The 15,733-nt window shown below is 36.2% G+C and carries 12 protein-coding genes and 1 pseudogene; 4 read left to right on the forward strand and 9 right to left on the reverse strand.

Annotated features, from left to right (window positions below; translation table 11 throughout):
* Positions 1 to 123: 123 nt before the first annotated feature.
* The 6 genes from recJ to LEP1GSC059_RS04185 form a co-directional block, all read right to left on the reverse strand.
* Positions 124 to 2,055, reverse strand: coding sequence for a single-stranded-DNA-specific exonuclease RecJ (recJ, locus tag LEP1GSC059_RS04160; RefSeq protein ID WP_017214475.1), 1,932 nt, complete (start codon positions 2,053 to 2,055; stop codon positions 124 to 126).
* The gene (locus LEP1GSC059_RS04165) at positions 2,055 to 2,375 is read right to left on the reverse strand and encodes a bactofilin family protein (RefSeq protein ID WP_002153107.1); all 321 of its coding nucleotides are present in this window, start codon (positions 2,373 to 2,375) and stop codon (positions 2,055 to 2,057) included. Before LEP1GSC059_RS04165 ends, recJ begins: the two co-directional genes overlap by 1 nt.
* Before the next feature lie 394 nt (positions 2,376 to 2,769).
* Positions 2,770 to 3,936, reverse strand: a complete 1,167-nt coding sequence (locus LEP1GSC059_RS04170) for an iron-containing alcohol dehydrogenase (protein WP_002177674.1) — start codon at positions 3,934 to 3,936, stop codon at positions 2,770 to 2,772.
* A 76-nt stretch (positions 3,937 to 4,012) separates the two neighbouring features.
* On the reverse strand, positions 4,013 to 4,336 hold the full coding sequence (locus LEP1GSC059_RS04175; RefSeq protein WP_002245764.1) for a flagellar biosynthesis anti-sigma factor FlgM: 324 nt from the start codon (positions 4,334 to 4,336) through the stop codon (positions 4,013 to 4,015).
* 12 nt (positions 4,337 to 4,348) lie between these two features.
* A complete protein-coding gene (rsmI, locus tag LEP1GSC059_RS04180; protein ID WP_020980354.1) occupies positions 4,349 to 5,101 on the reverse strand; it encodes a 16S rRNA (cytidine(1402)-2'-O)-methyltransferase in 753 nt (250 codons plus the stop codon).
* Complete coding sequence (locus LEP1GSC059_RS04185; RefSeq protein ID WP_017214476.1) at positions 5,098 to 5,838, reverse strand: LIC11073 family putative lipoprotein; 741 nt, start codon at positions 5,836 to 5,838, stop codon at positions 5,098 to 5,100. The genes rsmI and LEP1GSC059_RS04185 overlap by 4 nt, the downstream gene beginning before the upstream one ends.
* Positions 5,839 to 5,951: 113 nt before the next feature.
* On the opposite strand from LEP1GSC059_RS04185, the gene LEP1GSC059_RS04190 reads away from it, so the two are divergent.
* Positions 5,952 to 6,653: an LIC_20245 family lipoprotein gene (locus LEP1GSC059_RS04190; RefSeq protein WP_002177649.1), complete on the forward strand. Its 702-nt coding sequence runs from the start codon at positions 5,952 to 5,954 to the stop codon at positions 6,651 to 6,653.
* A gap of 691 nt (positions 6,654 to 7,344) precedes the next feature.
* On the opposite strand, the gene nadE is transcribed toward LEP1GSC059_RS04190, so the two are convergent.
* The gene (nadE, locus tag LEP1GSC059_RS04200) at positions 7,345 to 9,273 is read right to left on the reverse strand and encodes an NAD(+) synthase (RefSeq protein ID WP_020980380.1); all 1,929 of its coding nucleotides are present in this window, start codon (positions 9,271 to 9,273) and stop codon (positions 7,345 to 7,347) included.
* Here nadE and LEP1GSC059_RS23570 point away from each other — a divergent pair.
* The 3 genes and pseudogenes from LEP1GSC059_RS23570 to LEP1GSC059_RS04210 all read left to right on the forward strand — a co-directional run.
* Positions 9,272 to 9,367, forward strand: a pseudogene (locus LEP1GSC059_RS23570) (orotate phosphoribosyltransferase); the annotation flags it as partial. The gene nadE and the pseudogene LEP1GSC059_RS23570 sit on opposite strands and share 2 nt — an antisense overlap.
* Before the next feature lie 21 nt (positions 9,368 to 9,388).
* Complete coding sequence (gene pyrE, locus LEP1GSC059_RS04205) at positions 9,389 to 9,952, forward strand: orotate phosphoribosyltransferase (protein WP_036057063.1); 564 nt, start codon at positions 9,389 to 9,391, stop codon at positions 9,950 to 9,952.
* A complete protein-coding gene (locus tag LEP1GSC059_RS04210; protein ID WP_017214481.1) occupies positions 9,945 to 10,652 on the forward strand; it encodes a hypothetical protein in 708 nt (235 codons plus the stop codon). The genes pyrE and LEP1GSC059_RS04210 overlap by 8 nt, the downstream gene beginning before the upstream one ends.
* Before the next feature lie 860 nt (positions 10,653 to 11,512).
* On the opposite strand, the gene LEP1GSC059_RS04215 is transcribed toward LEP1GSC059_RS04210, so the two are convergent.
* Both LEP1GSC059_RS04215 and LEP1GSC059_RS04220 read right to left on the reverse strand, forming a co-directional pair.
* Positions 11,513 to 12,040: an Lcl C-terminal domain-containing protein gene (locus LEP1GSC059_RS04215; RefSeq protein WP_004436203.1), complete on the reverse strand. Its 528-nt coding sequence runs from the start codon at positions 12,038 to 12,040 to the stop codon at positions 11,513 to 11,515.
* A gap of 119 nt (positions 12,041 to 12,159) precedes the next feature.
* Positions 12,160 to 14,487: a putative Ig domain-containing protein gene (locus LEP1GSC059_RS04220; protein ID WP_020980347.1), complete on the reverse strand. Its 2,328-nt coding sequence runs from the start codon at positions 14,485 to 14,487 to the stop codon at positions 12,160 to 12,162.
* Positions 14,488 to 15,733: the final 1,246 nt, after the last annotated feature.

Genomic DNA, 15,733 nt, shown 5'->3' on the forward strand with positions numbered 1-15,733 from the left:
CTAAAGCGATTATTATGTTGTGTTTCATAGAGCAGAATTCATTTTTTTATTAAAAAAATTGATTGTGGGAACTCTTGCAAATTCAGGATTTAACGGAACAACTTTGAAAACTCTTATCTGGGTTTAATTTTCCGATTCTTGAAAGTAATTCACAACAAATTGAAGAGAAGTTTTGGATCGAAAGGTGGACTCTTCCAAAGAACCCCAGAGATCCAAGCTTACCGCTTTACTAATCAATTCTAAAAAATCTTTTCCACGATTCCAAATCAAACATTGGATCGATTCCGGAGCGCCTAGGATTCTAAAACGAACGTGTTTTCCATCCGTCATCGGTTTTGTATGATAGATCTTAGCATTTTTGATTGAGTATAATGGAATTGGGTTTTCATGGCCGAACGGTTCAAAGATAGAAAGTTCCTGAAAGATATTAGGATTTAATTCTTCCGGTTTTAAAGAAATCAGACTTTCGATTTGTTCCAAAGTCGAAGTCCTTTGTTCTTCTGCAAGCCAGTTGTCCGCGTTATCAAAAATTAACTTAGCAAGTTCCGGTATTTTATCTATTTCTAATGAAAAGCCACCTGCTTCTTTATGCCCGCCAAACTGTAAAAAGACGGACTCTGCTTTTTTAAGAAGATTTAATACGTTTTCTTTACCATAAGCGCGAATACTTCCCTTAGCGTGACCATGATCTGGAGTGATAAATAAAACCGGTCTTTTGTATTCTTCTACAAGTCTTGTGGCCACGATACCGGAAACGCCAGGTTCAAAGTCCGGTTCATAACAAAAAAGAACCGATCTTTCGGTTCTTTCTTTTTTTCTTTTTAAAAAACTATCCACTTTGAAAATATTTCTTTTTGTTCTTTCTTTTCTTTCTTCGTTGAGTTTTTGAAGTTCTTTGGCGCCCGACTTTGCAACTTCTGGATTTTCTTCTAACAAAAGATTCAGTGCTACATCGGTACGATTCATTCTTCCAGCAGAATTGATCATGGGACCTAATCCCCAACCTAGGTCTTTTGAAGTAACACGATTGTCCGCAAATTCCATGAGTTGTAAAAGTTGGAAAAGACCTTCTCTATGCGAAGATTCTTTTTTATGAAGTTTAAAAAGAATTTTGCAACCTTCTCTAACGATGATTCTATTTTCACCGTATAAAGGCATCATATCCGAGACAGTTCCAATGGAAGCCAAGTCGAAGTTTTGAAGGTATTGTTCTAAGACTGCGGGATATTTTAGAAATTCTTGATAAAACCATTCTCTTTCTGGGTAAGAAGATTGGAAAGAGTAACTTTCGTCCTGGATAGTAAGAGAAAATTTAGATTCCGCTTCATGTTTATCACCTTGAAAAAGAAGTTTACCTCGGTATATTAGAAAACCTGAAAATAAGGAATTACCGTCTCCAATCCAGGTTGCACGATTGTATTCCTCTAAAGAGGAATAGAGGTAAGCCTGAATGAATTTTAGAGCCAAAACGGAAGTGCAAATTTTTTTATTGGGGTAGATAGAATCTGAACGTTTTGGAGAAATCAGATAACAGTTCGGGATTCTTTCCGGGATTTCGTGATGATCTAAAACTATAACCTTGATTCCTATGGATGCAAGTTCGTCGATCTGGATGTGATTTGTAGTACCAAAATCAAGAGTGATCAAAAGATCTGGTTTTATTTTTTTAACGAAGTCAAGTGCTGCAGGGCAAAGACCGTAGTCTTCTTCGTTTGAGGTTTTAAGGATCAGCTCACCTCGATGAATCTTTTTTAAAAAACTTCCGAGTAAACTTGTGGAAGATACACCGTCACAATCTCTGTCCCCAAATAGAAGGATCTTTTTTTCTTTTTGAATGAATTCTTTTAGAAGTTCCAAAGCGGGTTCTAAATCCGGAAGTAAAAAAGGAGAGGGGAGTTCTCTCAGACCGTGAAAGAGTAGATGTTCTGGATGGGATTTTTCCCGCAGATGTGTTTCGTAGAATCTATGTTGAAGAGGACTAAAATGTGGTCGCAAGCTTGAAGGATGTAATTCCTTTAAGCCCGGGCCGTGTGAAAAAGGAGAGGGTTGAGTCATTACATAGCGCTGTTTCCGCTAAATTTCGCTCCGGATTCGATTTCTAAATCGGGCGTGCGGATATCACCGATTACTTTTCCTGTTTTTCGAATGGCTACTTTTTGGTTTGCGGAAACGTTTCCTTTTAGATTTCCTTCTACTTCTAAAGTTCCTGTTTGGATATCTGCTTCCACTTCTCCGGTGTCTCCTACTACAAGTTTTCCGGTAGTTTCGATTGTACCTTTAAAATTACCTTTGATTTTCAGAGAATTGTTGAATTTCAATTTTCCTCTGAAATGAATATCGTCTCCGATGATTGTATCGATTTGTTCGTCGCTCATTCTGGCTCCAAGTTTTAGGTTGAGAGAGACAGTTTCAAATGTTTTTTTGCGTGTTTTGAATAGCTTTTAAGTTCGTCGTAAAAGGTTCGTTTTACAGGTCAATTTTTTCGTAAAAAATTCAATGTGGGAACACCACGTTTAAGAAATTTTTTCTGATTTTCTTACTGTAGATTTAGGTTAAAAATTGTTTTCGACTAGTCTTTTCAGAGAGCAGAACACTTCGAAAAATAGGAATATGAGAGATTTCCTCAGAACTTACTACAAGCCATTTCAAAAATACTTTATCTTTGCTTAAAATACCGAATTCTAAATTGGGATTGTGATATTCATTCTTTCGATATGGTTCCTTAGTAGCCAAAATCGGTATGGATCGAATGCAAAGGAAAGATGAAATTTAGAACGCAGCGATTAAAATCGTTTCGATTTCGTTTTTAGGAAGTTCTCTCGGAAGAGAGTCTAAAAAAGGAAATGAAGCCGCAAGATTTGCAATTGAGGGAAGATCAATTTTTCTTACTTCGTATTCCGAAAGCCTTTGAGGAATTTTCAATTCGATAAAAATTTTACGGATACCTTCTACCGCCTTAATTGCGGCTTCGATTACAGAAATATTAGTGATGTCCTCGTCTAAGGCTCTAGCAATCATTACGTATTTACCCGCAGAAGAAGTTAAATTATATTCCATCACGTGGGGAAGAAGAATAGACATAGATTGAAAAATATCTAAATTTGTAATATTCGAACTTGCTAATGAAAGAGCAAAACAAAGTCCGAGCGAGCTGGAAGATTGTGCAATTCCAGTCAAAAGACTAGCCGCGTATAAACCGTTTTTATAGTTTATGTTTTTAGGATCTCGGATTGATGGAATCAGGTTCTTTTGTAAAAGTTCAATTGCGCGAAGCGCCGAAGAAATTGTAAGTTCCGTGGAAAATTTAGAAAGAATCGTATCTACGGCGGCGGCCAAAATTCCCACTCCTACTTTGGAAATGTCCATCGAACTCATAAACGAAGAAATTTTAGGATCTGCTATGATCAGTTCAGGAAAAAGAAGTTCGTGGGAAAAGTATCTAGTAATCTTTTCATTCCCTAACAGAATAGTAGAAATAGGAGAACATTCTAAACCGAAAACAGGATGAGTAGGAATCAAAATCAATGGAATTGGCTTTTTTAATTTTAACTTCCTGTCGTTGATCATATCTTCCGCAAAAATATCGTTTGTAATCAGTAGAGCGATCAATTTGGTCATACTGATGGATTCATAAGAACCATAGCCGATGATACAATCCGCATTTGCGATTTTTGCAAAGTAGGCAGCAGTATCCAATTCTTCGGGGGAAGGTTCTTTTACGATGTCATCGTATAAGATGACCCCATCGATATGTTTTTCTAAACTAGTCTTGATGACGGAAAGTTCGTCCATGTTTTCCAGTTCTTGTTGTGTGGAAAAAATGACGGTTCTTGAACCTATGTTTTTAACGAAGTTACCCACTTTGTAGCCGCAATCTGCTTCAAAGTGGATTTTTGGAGGAAATGTAAAGTGAACCCAATCGGGGAGTATCGGCATCGTTGTCGTCTCCCGAAGACCCTAGCGATTTTCTAATTTAGATAGAGGTAAAAATCAGTTAATGTGTACAGTTTCTTTATTGGCCCAACATGGTTTCTGAAATTCTATCAGCGATCGTATTCAAAACTTCTGGACTTAGATTGTCATAGTCTCCGTTTTTTAACTTTTCTTTTATTTCTTTCAATTTAACGGAACGATCTTGGTCGTCCGGAGTAGAAAGAATTTTGCGAGTTATAGTTTGAATTTCCGCTTGTAGCTTTGCTTCGGAAGCTTTTTGTTTTGCGGTGTCGGAAATAGAAACGTTGTCAAAAGTTTCTTTTGATTCCGCTTTTTTAACCGGGGCAGTTCTTTTCGGTTCGTATCCGCTTCCACCGATCCCACCGATTTTATCGATAGTCATGATTTGTTACCTCTACTGAATTCTATCGGCTGATCCTATAGAGCCTTTAAGCATTTTTTTACGATTTGTATTGATTAAAACCACAAATTCACCCTTAGAAGTAAATTCTTGCGATTTTTCGGTTGTAAAAGGAGAAAAATAGAGGATTTCTTCGTGAATTTTAGTCATTTCCCTACCTACCAAAAATTCACAGTCCGAAAATACTTCTTGGATGGCGTTCAGAGTATCTTCGATTCTGTGGACGGATTCAAAAATCATAATCAGACCTTGGAACTCTTTCCATTCGCAGAGTTGATTTCTTTTTTTTCCTTTTTTTTCGGATAAAAATCCTAGAAACAAAAATGGATTGGCCTGCCAACCTGAAACCCCGAGCAGTGCGGTCAAAGCGCTTGCTCCTGGAATTGGGGAAACTTTAAATCCTTTTTCTCGAACCACACGAATCAAATGAGAACCTGGATCTGAAATTCCGGGAGTTCCCGCATCCGAAACGAGTGCAAACGTTTTTCCTTCTTTCAATTCTTCTAATATACTTAAGTAGGGTTTTTCCGATTGATCTTTGTAAAGTGTAGAACACTGAGTGTGGATCGAATAAAATCTAAATAATTTTTTAGAATGTCCCGAGTTTTCACAAAGGATTCGATTTGTATTTTTTAGGATTTTAAGTGCTCGAAAGGTTAGATCTTCCAAATTTCCGATCGGTGTGGAAACAACATATAAAGTTCCGGGTTCGAGAAAAGTTTCCGAAGATTCTTCCTCTGAATTCATAGATTACAACCTGGAGGAGAAACTCCAGAAGGACAAATACAACCTGTTTCTTCCGCTCCTGAAATTGTACAAGGATTACAAAGTGTTCCGACGGGACAGTTTTGTTTTACTGCTGTAGTACAGGAGGAGTTGTTACATTCCGCTGGGTTGCAGCTAGAACCTACAGGGCAAAGAAAAGGACGAGAAGAAGAACACATCTTTACGGGAGTAGATGGATTTGAGAAAATCCCACTGTTTAAAAGTGCTCTCATTGTGAACGTATAAATCTCACATTTGATGAATGGAAACACTCCAGGAGGAGGAATTTGATTGAGAATTCTATGGGTTTGTAGTTTAGAAGAACTGGTGGAAGCTTCGGAAGAAAGATGAGGAAAAGAAGGTTGCACTCCATTTTCTAAATACACATTTCCAGAAGTGAGAGTTTCCGCGACCGAAGGGGTCGTGGTAGTGATATATAGATTGTAACCTACGAATTGAGGTTCTGCGTTTGTAACGTAATAACGAACTAAAAATTCAGGTTTATAATCGTTTGGCTCGGGTTGAAAGTCTGTATCTTTTGTAGCAGTATCTGTAATTCCTGTGTTTACGGCAAGGATACTTAAGAACTGAGGAACTCCTACTGGAGAAATGAATATGAAGGGTGATTGTGCTACGTCTGTATTCATACCACAACCGAATAAAATCCAAATGAAGGTAAGTATTGGAAAAGGCCTGAAACGAAAGATTTGAAAATACATTTTTATCTTGCGTAGGATTCGATTTCTCAAAAATTAGAGACGAATCCAGGATAGAATTTCCTGGATCGACGGTCTTACAATCAAAATTTCCCGAATTTCTCGGAGCGTTTCTCGTGATAAGCATTCGTAAATTAGTTATTTATTCCGGAATTTCAGTCGCATTGATTGCGCTTGTTTGGGTCCTTTTTTCTTCAGAAGATTCCAGCGAAAAAGAAAGAAAAAGTAAAGAAGCAGATAGTGTTGCACTTCTTTTAGGCGGAGGTGGAGGAAGTTCGTCTTCTTCCGGATCTTCTGGAGGTAAAACGAACGAATCTATTTTTGATTCTTCCTTTTATAAGTCTGGAAAGGGAGAATACATTGAGCCCGGTAAAGGAGAAACAAAGGAAGCAGATCCCAACGCTGCAGACGCGGATAATCCTGTGAATCCTCAGACGAACAAGCCCTATACTAACGAAGAGATGGAACGTTTTAGCCAGTTGCGAGAACGTTTTCCGGATAACTCTCTCATTCCTAAAAAGTTAAGCCCCGCCGAAAAAGAGGCCAAGAAACAGGAAGATAGTCGGATTGCAGAAGCGGCGCGTAACGTTTTTGCAAGAACAGCCACTCAGGATCAGATTCGTTCTTATTATCAAAACATGGAAAAACAAACTCAGGATCGAATGGATATTATCAATTATCTCGTGGATCTTCAAAAAGGTTCAGGAGAAGAAGAGACCGAAAAGAAATTGAATAACATTCAAGAATCTATTAAAAATCAATTACAACAGGTTCAAAAAGAAAAGGAAAACGCGTTCAAACAAGCAGGAATGTTATAAATTTTGAAACTATTGGACTTACATTTAGAATTGATTTCGTTTCCATTTTGAAAGTACGATTTTTATTAAACGTGTTAGTTCCCACATTTTTGGGATTTAACTGTAAAACTTTGATTTGTAATAGTTCCCACATTTTTAGGATTTAATTGTAAAACTTTGATTTGTAATAGTTCCCACATTTTTGGGATTTAATTGTAAAACTCTGATTTGTAATAGTTCCCACATTTTTAGGATTTAACTGTAAAACTTTGATTTGTAATAGTTCCCACATTTTTAGGATTTAACTGTAAAACTTTGATTTGTAATAGTTCCCACATTTTTTTTACGGAAAAATTCAATTCTATAAAAGTTACCGAATTTATATCAATTAGGTTTTGGAATAAGTTCTTATGAAAAGTAGAACAGAAAAAAGTAAATTAGAATGATTTAAAAGGTTAACTGCTTGAAATTTCTAAAAAAAATTTATTATTAAATTATGGTCGTAAAACAGTGATTTTACGAAAAAACTAATTTTAAGAACATTTTGTTGAAAAAATCCATAGTGGCGATTAACGAAACTATTTCAATCGACCGTTTTTATCAAAGAGAAATTGATGGAGAATTTATTTTTCAATAATTCTATCGTCTTTAAATTCATAAAGGTTTTTAAAAGTAGACTTTTTAAGAATTATAAATTTAAAATATTCTAAATTTATAATTCATTTTCTTCTGAAAGGATCGGAAATCGAAAACTAGATTTTGGATCTACCCCATAATCGTCTAAATGAAATGAAGGCGGAAGTCTTTCCCGTTTCCATTGGTTTTTATGAAACAGTGAAATATATTTTTTTACCGATTCTTCTAAAAAACCGGGAGGTAAATTTTGTACTTCCGAATCTTCTGCAAGAAGTTGTATGATTTCGGAAAATCCGGCTCCTCTTACTATAAATAATTCTTCTATTTTTTGTAAGAGTGAATAGGGCATCAGATCTTTTTCGTCTTCTTGTTTATTATCCAGTGGTTTTAATTCGGCGCTGGGTGGAGAAAGAGCGATTTCTTTGATAGAAGGATATGCCGGAAGGATTGGATCTTTTCCTTCTGAAATAAAACGTAACCATCTTAAAATAAATTCCTTACTAACTCCTGTTAGTGGTGCAATTGATCCGGAAGAATCTCCATCCATTGTAGTATAACCTACGCTTGCCTCGCTTCTATTTCCGGTGGAAAGAAGAAGATGTCCGTTTAAATTGGCAAGCATCCATATAATGGGAGAACGAACTCTTGCCTGAATATTTTGTAGAACTAAGTTATGTTTATCCCAACTAAAGGAAATCCCGGTAAGTTTGGAGATCTTTTCGGAAATACTTTGAATTTCTGAATCGATCGTCAAATCTCCGTGAATCGATTGAATTTCTTTTGCCAGAGAACCAGCTAAGTATCTGGTTCGATCCGAGTTATTTTCAGTTGCCTGATAGAGTGTATAAAGTATGTTTTCTTCTTGGATTCCTTTGGATTTAAAAAAGTTTTCGCCTAATTCTAATTTTGCGATTTTTTTCATTGCAGTTACGAGTAAGGCACACGCGGAACTGTCAGCTCCCCCGGAAAGAGAAAGTGTATAACCTTTTGTATTAGAATACATTAGATAATCAAAAAGTCCTAATGCTACTGCTTTCGTAAAATCCAAATATGATTCTTCTTCTTTGGAAATTGAAATTTCCAGTAAAGATTTGTTTACCTTTGGGGTTCTTTTGGGAAATTCTATACCTAAATAGATTTTATTTTCTTCGATTGATTTTGTTTTACTAAAGCGGTTTCCGGAAGGACGGAAATTTTTTGCCCTATCGGCTTGAGATACCTCGAAATCGATTTCGTTGGAGCAAAGACTAAAATCTCCGAAAAAAAGTCTTCCCGATTCTGAAAGTAATTTCCCGTTTTGAACAATCATGGAACCACCTTCGAAGATCAGTCTTCCGGATTCGTTTCCGCATAAATTCGAAAATAGATATACGTTAGACTCTCTTCTTGAACTTTCTTGGAAAATTTGTCTACGGATTCTTTGTTTTCCAAATGCAAAATGGGACGCTCCCGGAGAAAGGATTAGATCCGTACCTGCTTCTGCAAGTGGTATAGAAGGTTTTTGTAATACCCATGAGTCTTCGCAAATTTCTATGCCGAAAGAAAAATAGTCCGTTTCAAAAATAAGAGAACCGAAAGGAACTGTTGATCCGTCCGGGGTTACGAAATTTTCTTGAGATTCTTCGCCTCTAGTAAACCATCTGTTTTCGTAGTGAACTCCTGTGGAAGCTAGATTGGACTTAGGTACAATTCCCGCTACGACGCCGTTACAAAGCACTGCGGCACAGTTGAATAAATAAGGATTTTGGAATATAGGTAAACCGACTACTATAATCTTATTTTCCGTATAAGGAAGTAGTTGTATTAAAGAGTTCCAAGATTTTTTCCAGATTCTTGGAAAATAAAATGAGTCTTCGCATCCGTAACCAGAAATACAAAGTTCCGGAAATAAAATAAGATCCGATTTTTTCTCTAAATCGAGAACTCTTTTGATTTTTTCCAAGTTTCCTTGAAAATCAAATACTTTCGTTTTGAGAGAAACGGACGTAAGCCTTACGGATTGCATGTATTACAAGATTCATGTCGGAATCCGTTTTGAAAGTTTTTTTTATTTTGAAAACGGGTTTCCGGATTCTTTCTTGGAAATTCACTGGTTAAAAATACTTAAGAAAGAACTTTCTATGAAACAAAAACTTTTGGAACTCATTCGAACTCATGTGTATCGTTATTCGGAACAACCTTTTACTTTGGCTTCCGGAAAAAAATCCAGACATTATTTTAATTGTAAGGAAATTACTCTTGTTCCGGATCGTTTGGAGCTTTTATGTAAGTTTATCGTAGAACAGCATTTAGGTGAATCTGGAATTCTACTACCTCAGGCCTTTGGTGGTCTTACGATGGGAGCCGATCCGATCTGTTACGGAATCAGTTTAGAATTTAGAAAACAAAATAAGAATGTATATCCTTTAATCGTACGCAAACTTTCCAAGGATCACGGGACAAAAAAATTGGTGGAAGGTTCGACTCATTTAGTGAAACAATGTGTCATCGTAGACGACGTGATTACCACGGGTGGTTCCACGATCCAAGCGATTCATAGTTTGAGAGATTGTGGAATCGAAGTTGTCCAAGGTGTTTGTATTTTGGATCGTCAAGAAGGTGGAAAAGAGGCGATTCTTGCGGAAGGTGTGGAAATGTTTCCTATATTCAAAAAAAGTGATTTTGGTAGTTTGGAACATGAGTGAGTTTCAGTATGATTCAGCTAAGTTTACAAGAAATCTGATTTTTCGTTCAACGGCGGTGATCTTTCTTTATTGTGCTTTCATTGCTTGGAACTTTTTTAAGGTTCCGGATGACAATCGATTCGATTTTGTTAAAATTTTCGGCCTTCTTTCTGTACTTTTAGGTTTTTTACTTTATAGAAATTTTTCTAGACAATTAAAAGTTTTAAAGGGCGCTAAAGTAGAACTGACTTCTAATTCTTTGAAACTTTTCAATTCCAAAGGTCAGTCTTTGGAAACGAAACTGAAGTCTGTTGTTTCGATTGAAAGAGACATGTTTCGTTCGTATGTTCGTTTTTTGATTGCTACTCGGGAAGATCAGATTCCGGTTTTGAATCTTTTGGAGCCAGATCGATTTCAAGCTGAGTTAGAAAAAAAAATCGGTAAAAAGGTGATCGTTCAAGAACAGAGACCCGGTTTTTTACATCCTAAAACTATTTTGTATTTTATTCCTTCTTTTGCCGCTTTCGGTGCTTTGTTTTATAAACCTTTCCATTTTAAGATGGAATCTTTTTATTTAATTGCAAATATAAATGCGCTGATTGTCACGATTTATTTTCCGGAAGATAAAGTAAGGCTTGTTTATTCCGCAAAACGCAGGTGGATTTTTCTCTTAGGCGCGCTTTTGATTGCACAGTGTGTGATATATTTAAAATTATTATAATTTTTTTATATTAAATTTTTATCATGTGTTTTATCTTATTTTTATGAAAATGAATAAACCTGAGGGAAAAAGCGAAGTAGAAAGTTTAGAGTTGTTGGAAAATTCCATAGCTCAAATTGGCAATACGTGCTTCAAATTACCATTTTCATGAAACAGATGGAGAATTAATTTTTCAACGATTCTTTTATATAAAAAGAATCAAAAAAAATAGATAGAATGTGATAAGAAAACTTGGTTTACTTAAGAAAATGTAAGTTAGGCGTAATAAGTTCATTTTTCTTAAAAAGTTGGGATTTGAGCTTTATAGATCGATTCTTATTTTGTAATTTTTTGTTTCTTATTTATTAAAGTGAATGGATGCTGTTTTTCTAATGTTTAGATATGGAATTTTCAAAAATTCTAATGGACAATACAAAATGTTTGTACACATATTAACGTGAGTTCAGTATAAGACGAAAGGAGTCGATGCTGGAAACTCAGTAGGACGCTTTTTCAAACTAGTGTCTCAACTTTTATGGGTGCTTGGTAAATTGCGTTCTATTGAAACTAAAGAAGATAGTTGTATTATGCTTCCTGCATGCAATTTATTGATAGAGTTGAGAGCCGTCCAGTTAACTCTGGTAAGCCGGATTTGCCCAAATTGATTACACTGAACCCATGTTAGATTAATAATACCCAAGGTTCGGCAATTATCTGGCTCGATCCGCCACCCGGCAATAGGTCTTTAGAGGACTTGTTCGATTAACGGATATTACGTTAGAATTTAATCTTGCAAAAATAATTGCGTATAACTGTAGACTTTGTTATACGTTACAGCTATGAAAAAGAGAAATCATAAATTCGCTTAAAAGAAGGACAAATCAGGGCGGAGAGGCAACACAACGAACATAGTAGGTTGTATTTTTTCCATTCCCAGAAGTAAATCCAGATTGAAAGTTAATAGCCCAAGCACTAGACGTTAATAGTTTATAAGTAGTTGATGTCCAATAGTATTGAGAGACTGTGGCTGGGAAATAAGTAGTATTGATCACCGGTGAAGTGCCCGAAGAATAGTCTATGATACTTCTCAGCTCGGTTACATTGGGTAATCTCCAAGTGGTTCGATTGGTGTAACCTGCCCCAGCGTTAAGCCCGTTGCAAAAAGTAAGGGCATTTGCCCAATCCATCTGGGCAGTCCCTGTACCTCCAGTACAAGTTGTACCAGCAAGATTATTTGTACACTTTTGCCAGATCAGGCCATTGCCTATGTCAGTAATGGTTCCGTCATTGTTGTCCACAAAAGGCGCCGAAGTGATTGAAATTGTGAATCCAAAAAAAACCAAAATCAACTTATAAAAGAAAAATGATTTCCGGTTTTTGGTTTTTGTTACCATAGTTTTTGACTTCATAATTGACCCTCTCTTAAAAGTCTGTAAAATTCTTATCATAAACCTTTTTTGGAAATGTTTATGATATTTGAGAATATTACAATATTTTTACATTTCTTTCATTATTTGTTGTCACTAAGTTAAGGTGACACACAACGCGCTAAAGAACCCGCAACGGTTTTATCCGTCCAAGTCGTTGATCCACTGGAGAAATAAAGAACCAAGGATTTCGTTGTATCTGGTAGGTATAAGTTAGAACTCCAATAGTAATAACTTCCGGTCGTTCCCGGAAAAGATGTAACGAAAGTTCTTGGGGCTGTGGCTACATTGAAATCGACTAAGGTCTCCATTTCGGAAATAGTAGGTAGTCTCCAATTGGTTCGATTTGCATAACCTGTTCCTGCGTTTAAATTAGTACAAGCGGTTGTGGCACTTGCTAGATCGTGATATACATTGGCGCCACCTGCACAAGTAGAACCTGTTCTACCTTCATGACAGGTTTTCCAAACGAGCCCAGTATTATTGTCTAATGTTGTATAATGATCCACACCAACTGATATATTGATCGTTTGATTGGTAAAAGATGGCGTGGTTCCTTTTTGTAACTTTCCATCTTGACCTGTGGATGAAGCGGTCGCGCAAGTTGTGTCTATAGTTCCAGCTGTGTCCCAACAGTTTGTTTGCATCGTTTTCAAAGGTGGTGTTCCAAAAATCATAATACTAATTGTAGTATTTGTACTTCCGGAAGAGTTACTTGCGGTGATCGTATAATTTGCAGAAGCTTGAAATACCGTTGGAGTTCCAGAGATTGCACAAGTTGTAACGTTCAAAGTAAGCCCTGCCGGTAAAGCTATGTTTGGACTACAGCCAGTCACGGTTCCTGTAACCGTAGGAGTCACCGTTCCTGCAACTCCTTTATAAAGTACTAAAGCAGTCGGCGTATAAGCGAGTCCAGACGGAGGAGCTAGGTTGACCGCAATCGAGATTGTAGTGCTTGTGTTACCGTAAGCATTACTTGCAGTGATCGTATAATTTGTAGCAGCTTGCGTTGTAGTAGGAGTTCCAGAGATAGCGCAAGTAGTTCCATTGATTCCTAAGCCAGCAGGTAGAGGAATATCAGAACTACATGCAGTAACTGTTCCAGTTACAGAAGGAGTAGCTGTAGTAATTGTTGCACCTTGTGTAAAAGTAAATGGTGTTCCAGCATAACTTAGTCCAGACGGAGGAGCTAGGTTAACACGAATCGAGATTGTAGTGCTTGTGTTACCGTAAGCATTACTTGCAGTGATCGTATAATTTGTAGCAGCTTGCGTTGTAGTAGGAGTTCCAGAGATAGCGCAAGTAGTTCCATTGATTCCTAAGCCAGCAGGTAGAGGAATATCAGAACTACATGCAGTAACTGTTCCAGTTACAGAAGGAGTAGCTGTAGTAATTGTTGCACCTTGTGTAAAAGTAAATGGTGTTCCAGCATAACTTAGAGCAGACGGAGGAGCCATATTGACTGTAATTGTTATTGGAAAGTGAATACTTCCAGAAGAATTACTGGCAGTAATTGTATAGTTGGTTGCTGGTTGAATTGCGTTTGGGGTTCCGGAAATCGCGCAGGTAGTTGCCCCAAGTGTAAGCCCAGTAGGTAAAGGAATATCAGAACTACATGCAGTAACTGTTCCGGTTACGGAAGGAGTTATGGCTGCAATTGTTGCGTCTTGAGTAAAAACAAAAGGACTACCTGCGTAATTCAAAGCAGACGGAGGTGCTATGTTAACTGTAATTGTGATTAGGGTGCTTGTGCTTCCAAAAGAGTTACTTGCAGTAATTGTATAGTTGGTTGGACCTTGTGTTATAGTAGGAGATCCAGAAAGAGAACAATTTGTCGTTCCCAAAGAAAGCCCTGTAGGTAGAGGAATATCAGAGGTACAATTAGTAATTGTACCCGTATAGTTTGGAACGATAGGAGCAAACCCAGGCATAGCGCCAGCAGTAAAAGTAAAAGCAGGTGCCGCAAAATTCAAAGCAGCTGGCGGGTTTGCATTTACAGTGATTATAATTGTAGTACTTTTACTTTGAGAAAGATTGGAAGCAGTAATTGTGTAGTTCGTAGCAGGTTGATTGATTGTTGGAGTCCCTGTAATGGTACAAGTTCCATTAATAGCAAGTCCTGTCGGTAGGGTAGGGTTGGATGAACATTGTTCGATGGATCCACTTACACTCGGTTGAATTGGTGCAATAGGAGCATCTTTTGTAAGTATATAAGGGCTTAGAGAATAATTAACGGAAACGGGGTCATTTGTAGATGAAGATTGTAATAGATTCATCGGTCCAAAAATGATTCCTTTAAAACTAGTGGAACCATTTCCTCCGATACAACCACCAAGGTTTAGGAGAATGATAAATAGGAAGAGAATAGGAAAAATTTTTCTATTCAATAATTCTTTTGAGCTTTTGAATTGGCCTTTCTCGTTTTTCATAAAAATCCCTACCTTTTTAAAACTCTTCGCAATTCAAAATGCAAATTGCTTTACCAAAAGAAGCAGTTGTTTACCGGATATCGAATTCAAAAGAATATTCCCATTTTTTGTATTTAAGAAAAACTTAAAATTCACCGAACATCATCATTTTTGTTTTTCGATTTATTGCATGTAGCTAATTGAATCGAACCCAACAACAGCTTTGTCTCTTAGATGTATAAATTACCTCAAAATCGAAATTAGTTCCGATCGTGTTATAACGTGAAGAGTTTTAAATAGCCCCTTAGACTTTGTGTATTTTAGAACAAAAATTATGCACAAATTATTCAAATAGAATTGAAGCAGGTTCTAATGCAAAAGATCTATAATGTGATAAAAAAGAGTTTATCTGACTTTAAATTCAAGTGTATAAAAATAAAACAAAATGGAGACTAACGTTCCTATTTGTTATTATCTAATACAATGTAATTTTACTGTAAAATAGAGTTCTATTTAAAGGTTAGAGATGTAATCTCTGTTAAACTTTTAAATGGCTGATTCCTTATAAAGAACTCATAAAATTTTAAGACAAATCGCCGTTTAGAGCCAAAATACTGGTATGTTATGCGGTTATAGATATAAGAAATACTATGAATTTTGAAATCGATTTCTGTTTATAGGTTCTGAGTAATCAGGTTAACAATGATTTCATTGGGTAGAATAGAATTTTCGGAATTTAAGTTATAGTTCAGATAAAACGCGTTGAATTATTTTTCAAATCCATTCATTTCAAAAATACCAACAAATATAGATTTTAGATCATTTTAAAGATCTTATTTTTGAATTTAGACTTTGTGCTAAAACTTAAAAAAGTATCAACTCATGAGAGATTTTGATAGCGATTAAAATTAAAACATTCAAAAGTTTATAACATTACGGATCTCTATAAAATTGAGTACAGTGAACTTTTGGGCAAATTTGCGTTTAGAAAAATGATTTTTTGTTCTATACATAGTTTCTGAGCAGTAAAAAGCCTCGGTTTGCGGGAACTACTGCATTTTATGGAAAAAATTCAAGATTATAAGATAAAAAACTCTATAAAATAAATCTTGAATTTAGTTATCACTAAAAACTGTAGGTTCGAATTGTTGAAAAAAATTCATAGTTGTGACTATAGTTTCTCAAAAACACTTTATTTCCGCTTAAAATACCGATTTCTATTCGTTTTAAGTTTTTGAGATCACTTTTAATAAAACAGCTTTTGCCG

Source organism: Leptospira noguchii serovar Panama str. CZ214, from assembly GCF_000306255.2.
In the GTDB taxonomy this organism is placed as follows: domain Bacteria; phylum Spirochaetota; class Leptospiria; order Leptospirales; family Leptospiraceae; genus Leptospira; species Leptospira noguchii.

Coding starts and splice junctions, on each gene's coding strand:
- recJ (WP_017214475.1), bottom strand. CDS start 2,055: ATGACTCAACCCTCTCCTTTTTCACACGGCCCGGGCTTAAAGGAATTA.
- LEP1GSC059_RS04165 (WP_002153107.1), bottom strand. CDS start 2,375: ATGAGCGACGAACAAATCGATACAATCATCGGAGACGATATTCATTTC.
- LEP1GSC059_RS04170 (WP_002177674.1), bottom strand. CDS start 3,936: ATGCCGATACTCCCCGATTGGGTTCACTTTACATTTCCTCCAAAAATC.
- LEP1GSC059_RS04175 (WP_002245764.1), bottom strand. CDS start 4,336: ATGACTATCGATAAAATCGGTGGGATCGGTGGAAGCGGATACGAACCG.
- rsmI (WP_020980354.1), bottom strand. CDS start 5,101: ATGAATTCAGAGGAAGAATCTTCGGAAACTTTTCTCGAACCCGGAACT.
- LEP1GSC059_RS04185 (WP_017214476.1), bottom strand. CDS start 5,838: ATGTATTTTCAAATCTTTCGTTTCAGGCCTTTTCCAATACTTACCTTC.
- nadE (WP_020980380.1), bottom strand. CDS start 9,273: ATGCAATCCGTAAGGCTTACGTCCGTTTCTCTCAAAACGAAAGTATTT.
- pyrE (WP_036057063.1), top strand. CDS start 9,389: ATGAAACAAAAACTTTTGGAACTCATTCGAACTCATGTGTATCGTTAT.
- LEP1GSC059_RS04210 (WP_017214481.1), top strand. CDS start 9,945: ATGAGTGAGTTTCAGTATGATTCAGCTAAGTTTACAAGAAATCTGATT.
- LEP1GSC059_RS04215 (WP_004436203.1), bottom strand. CDS start 12,040: ATGAAGTCAAAAACTATGGTAACAAAAACCAAAAACCGGAAATCATTT.
- LEP1GSC059_RS04220 (WP_020980347.1), bottom strand. CDS start 14,487: ATGAAAAACGAGAAAGGCCAATTCAAAAGCTCAAAAGAATTATTGAAT.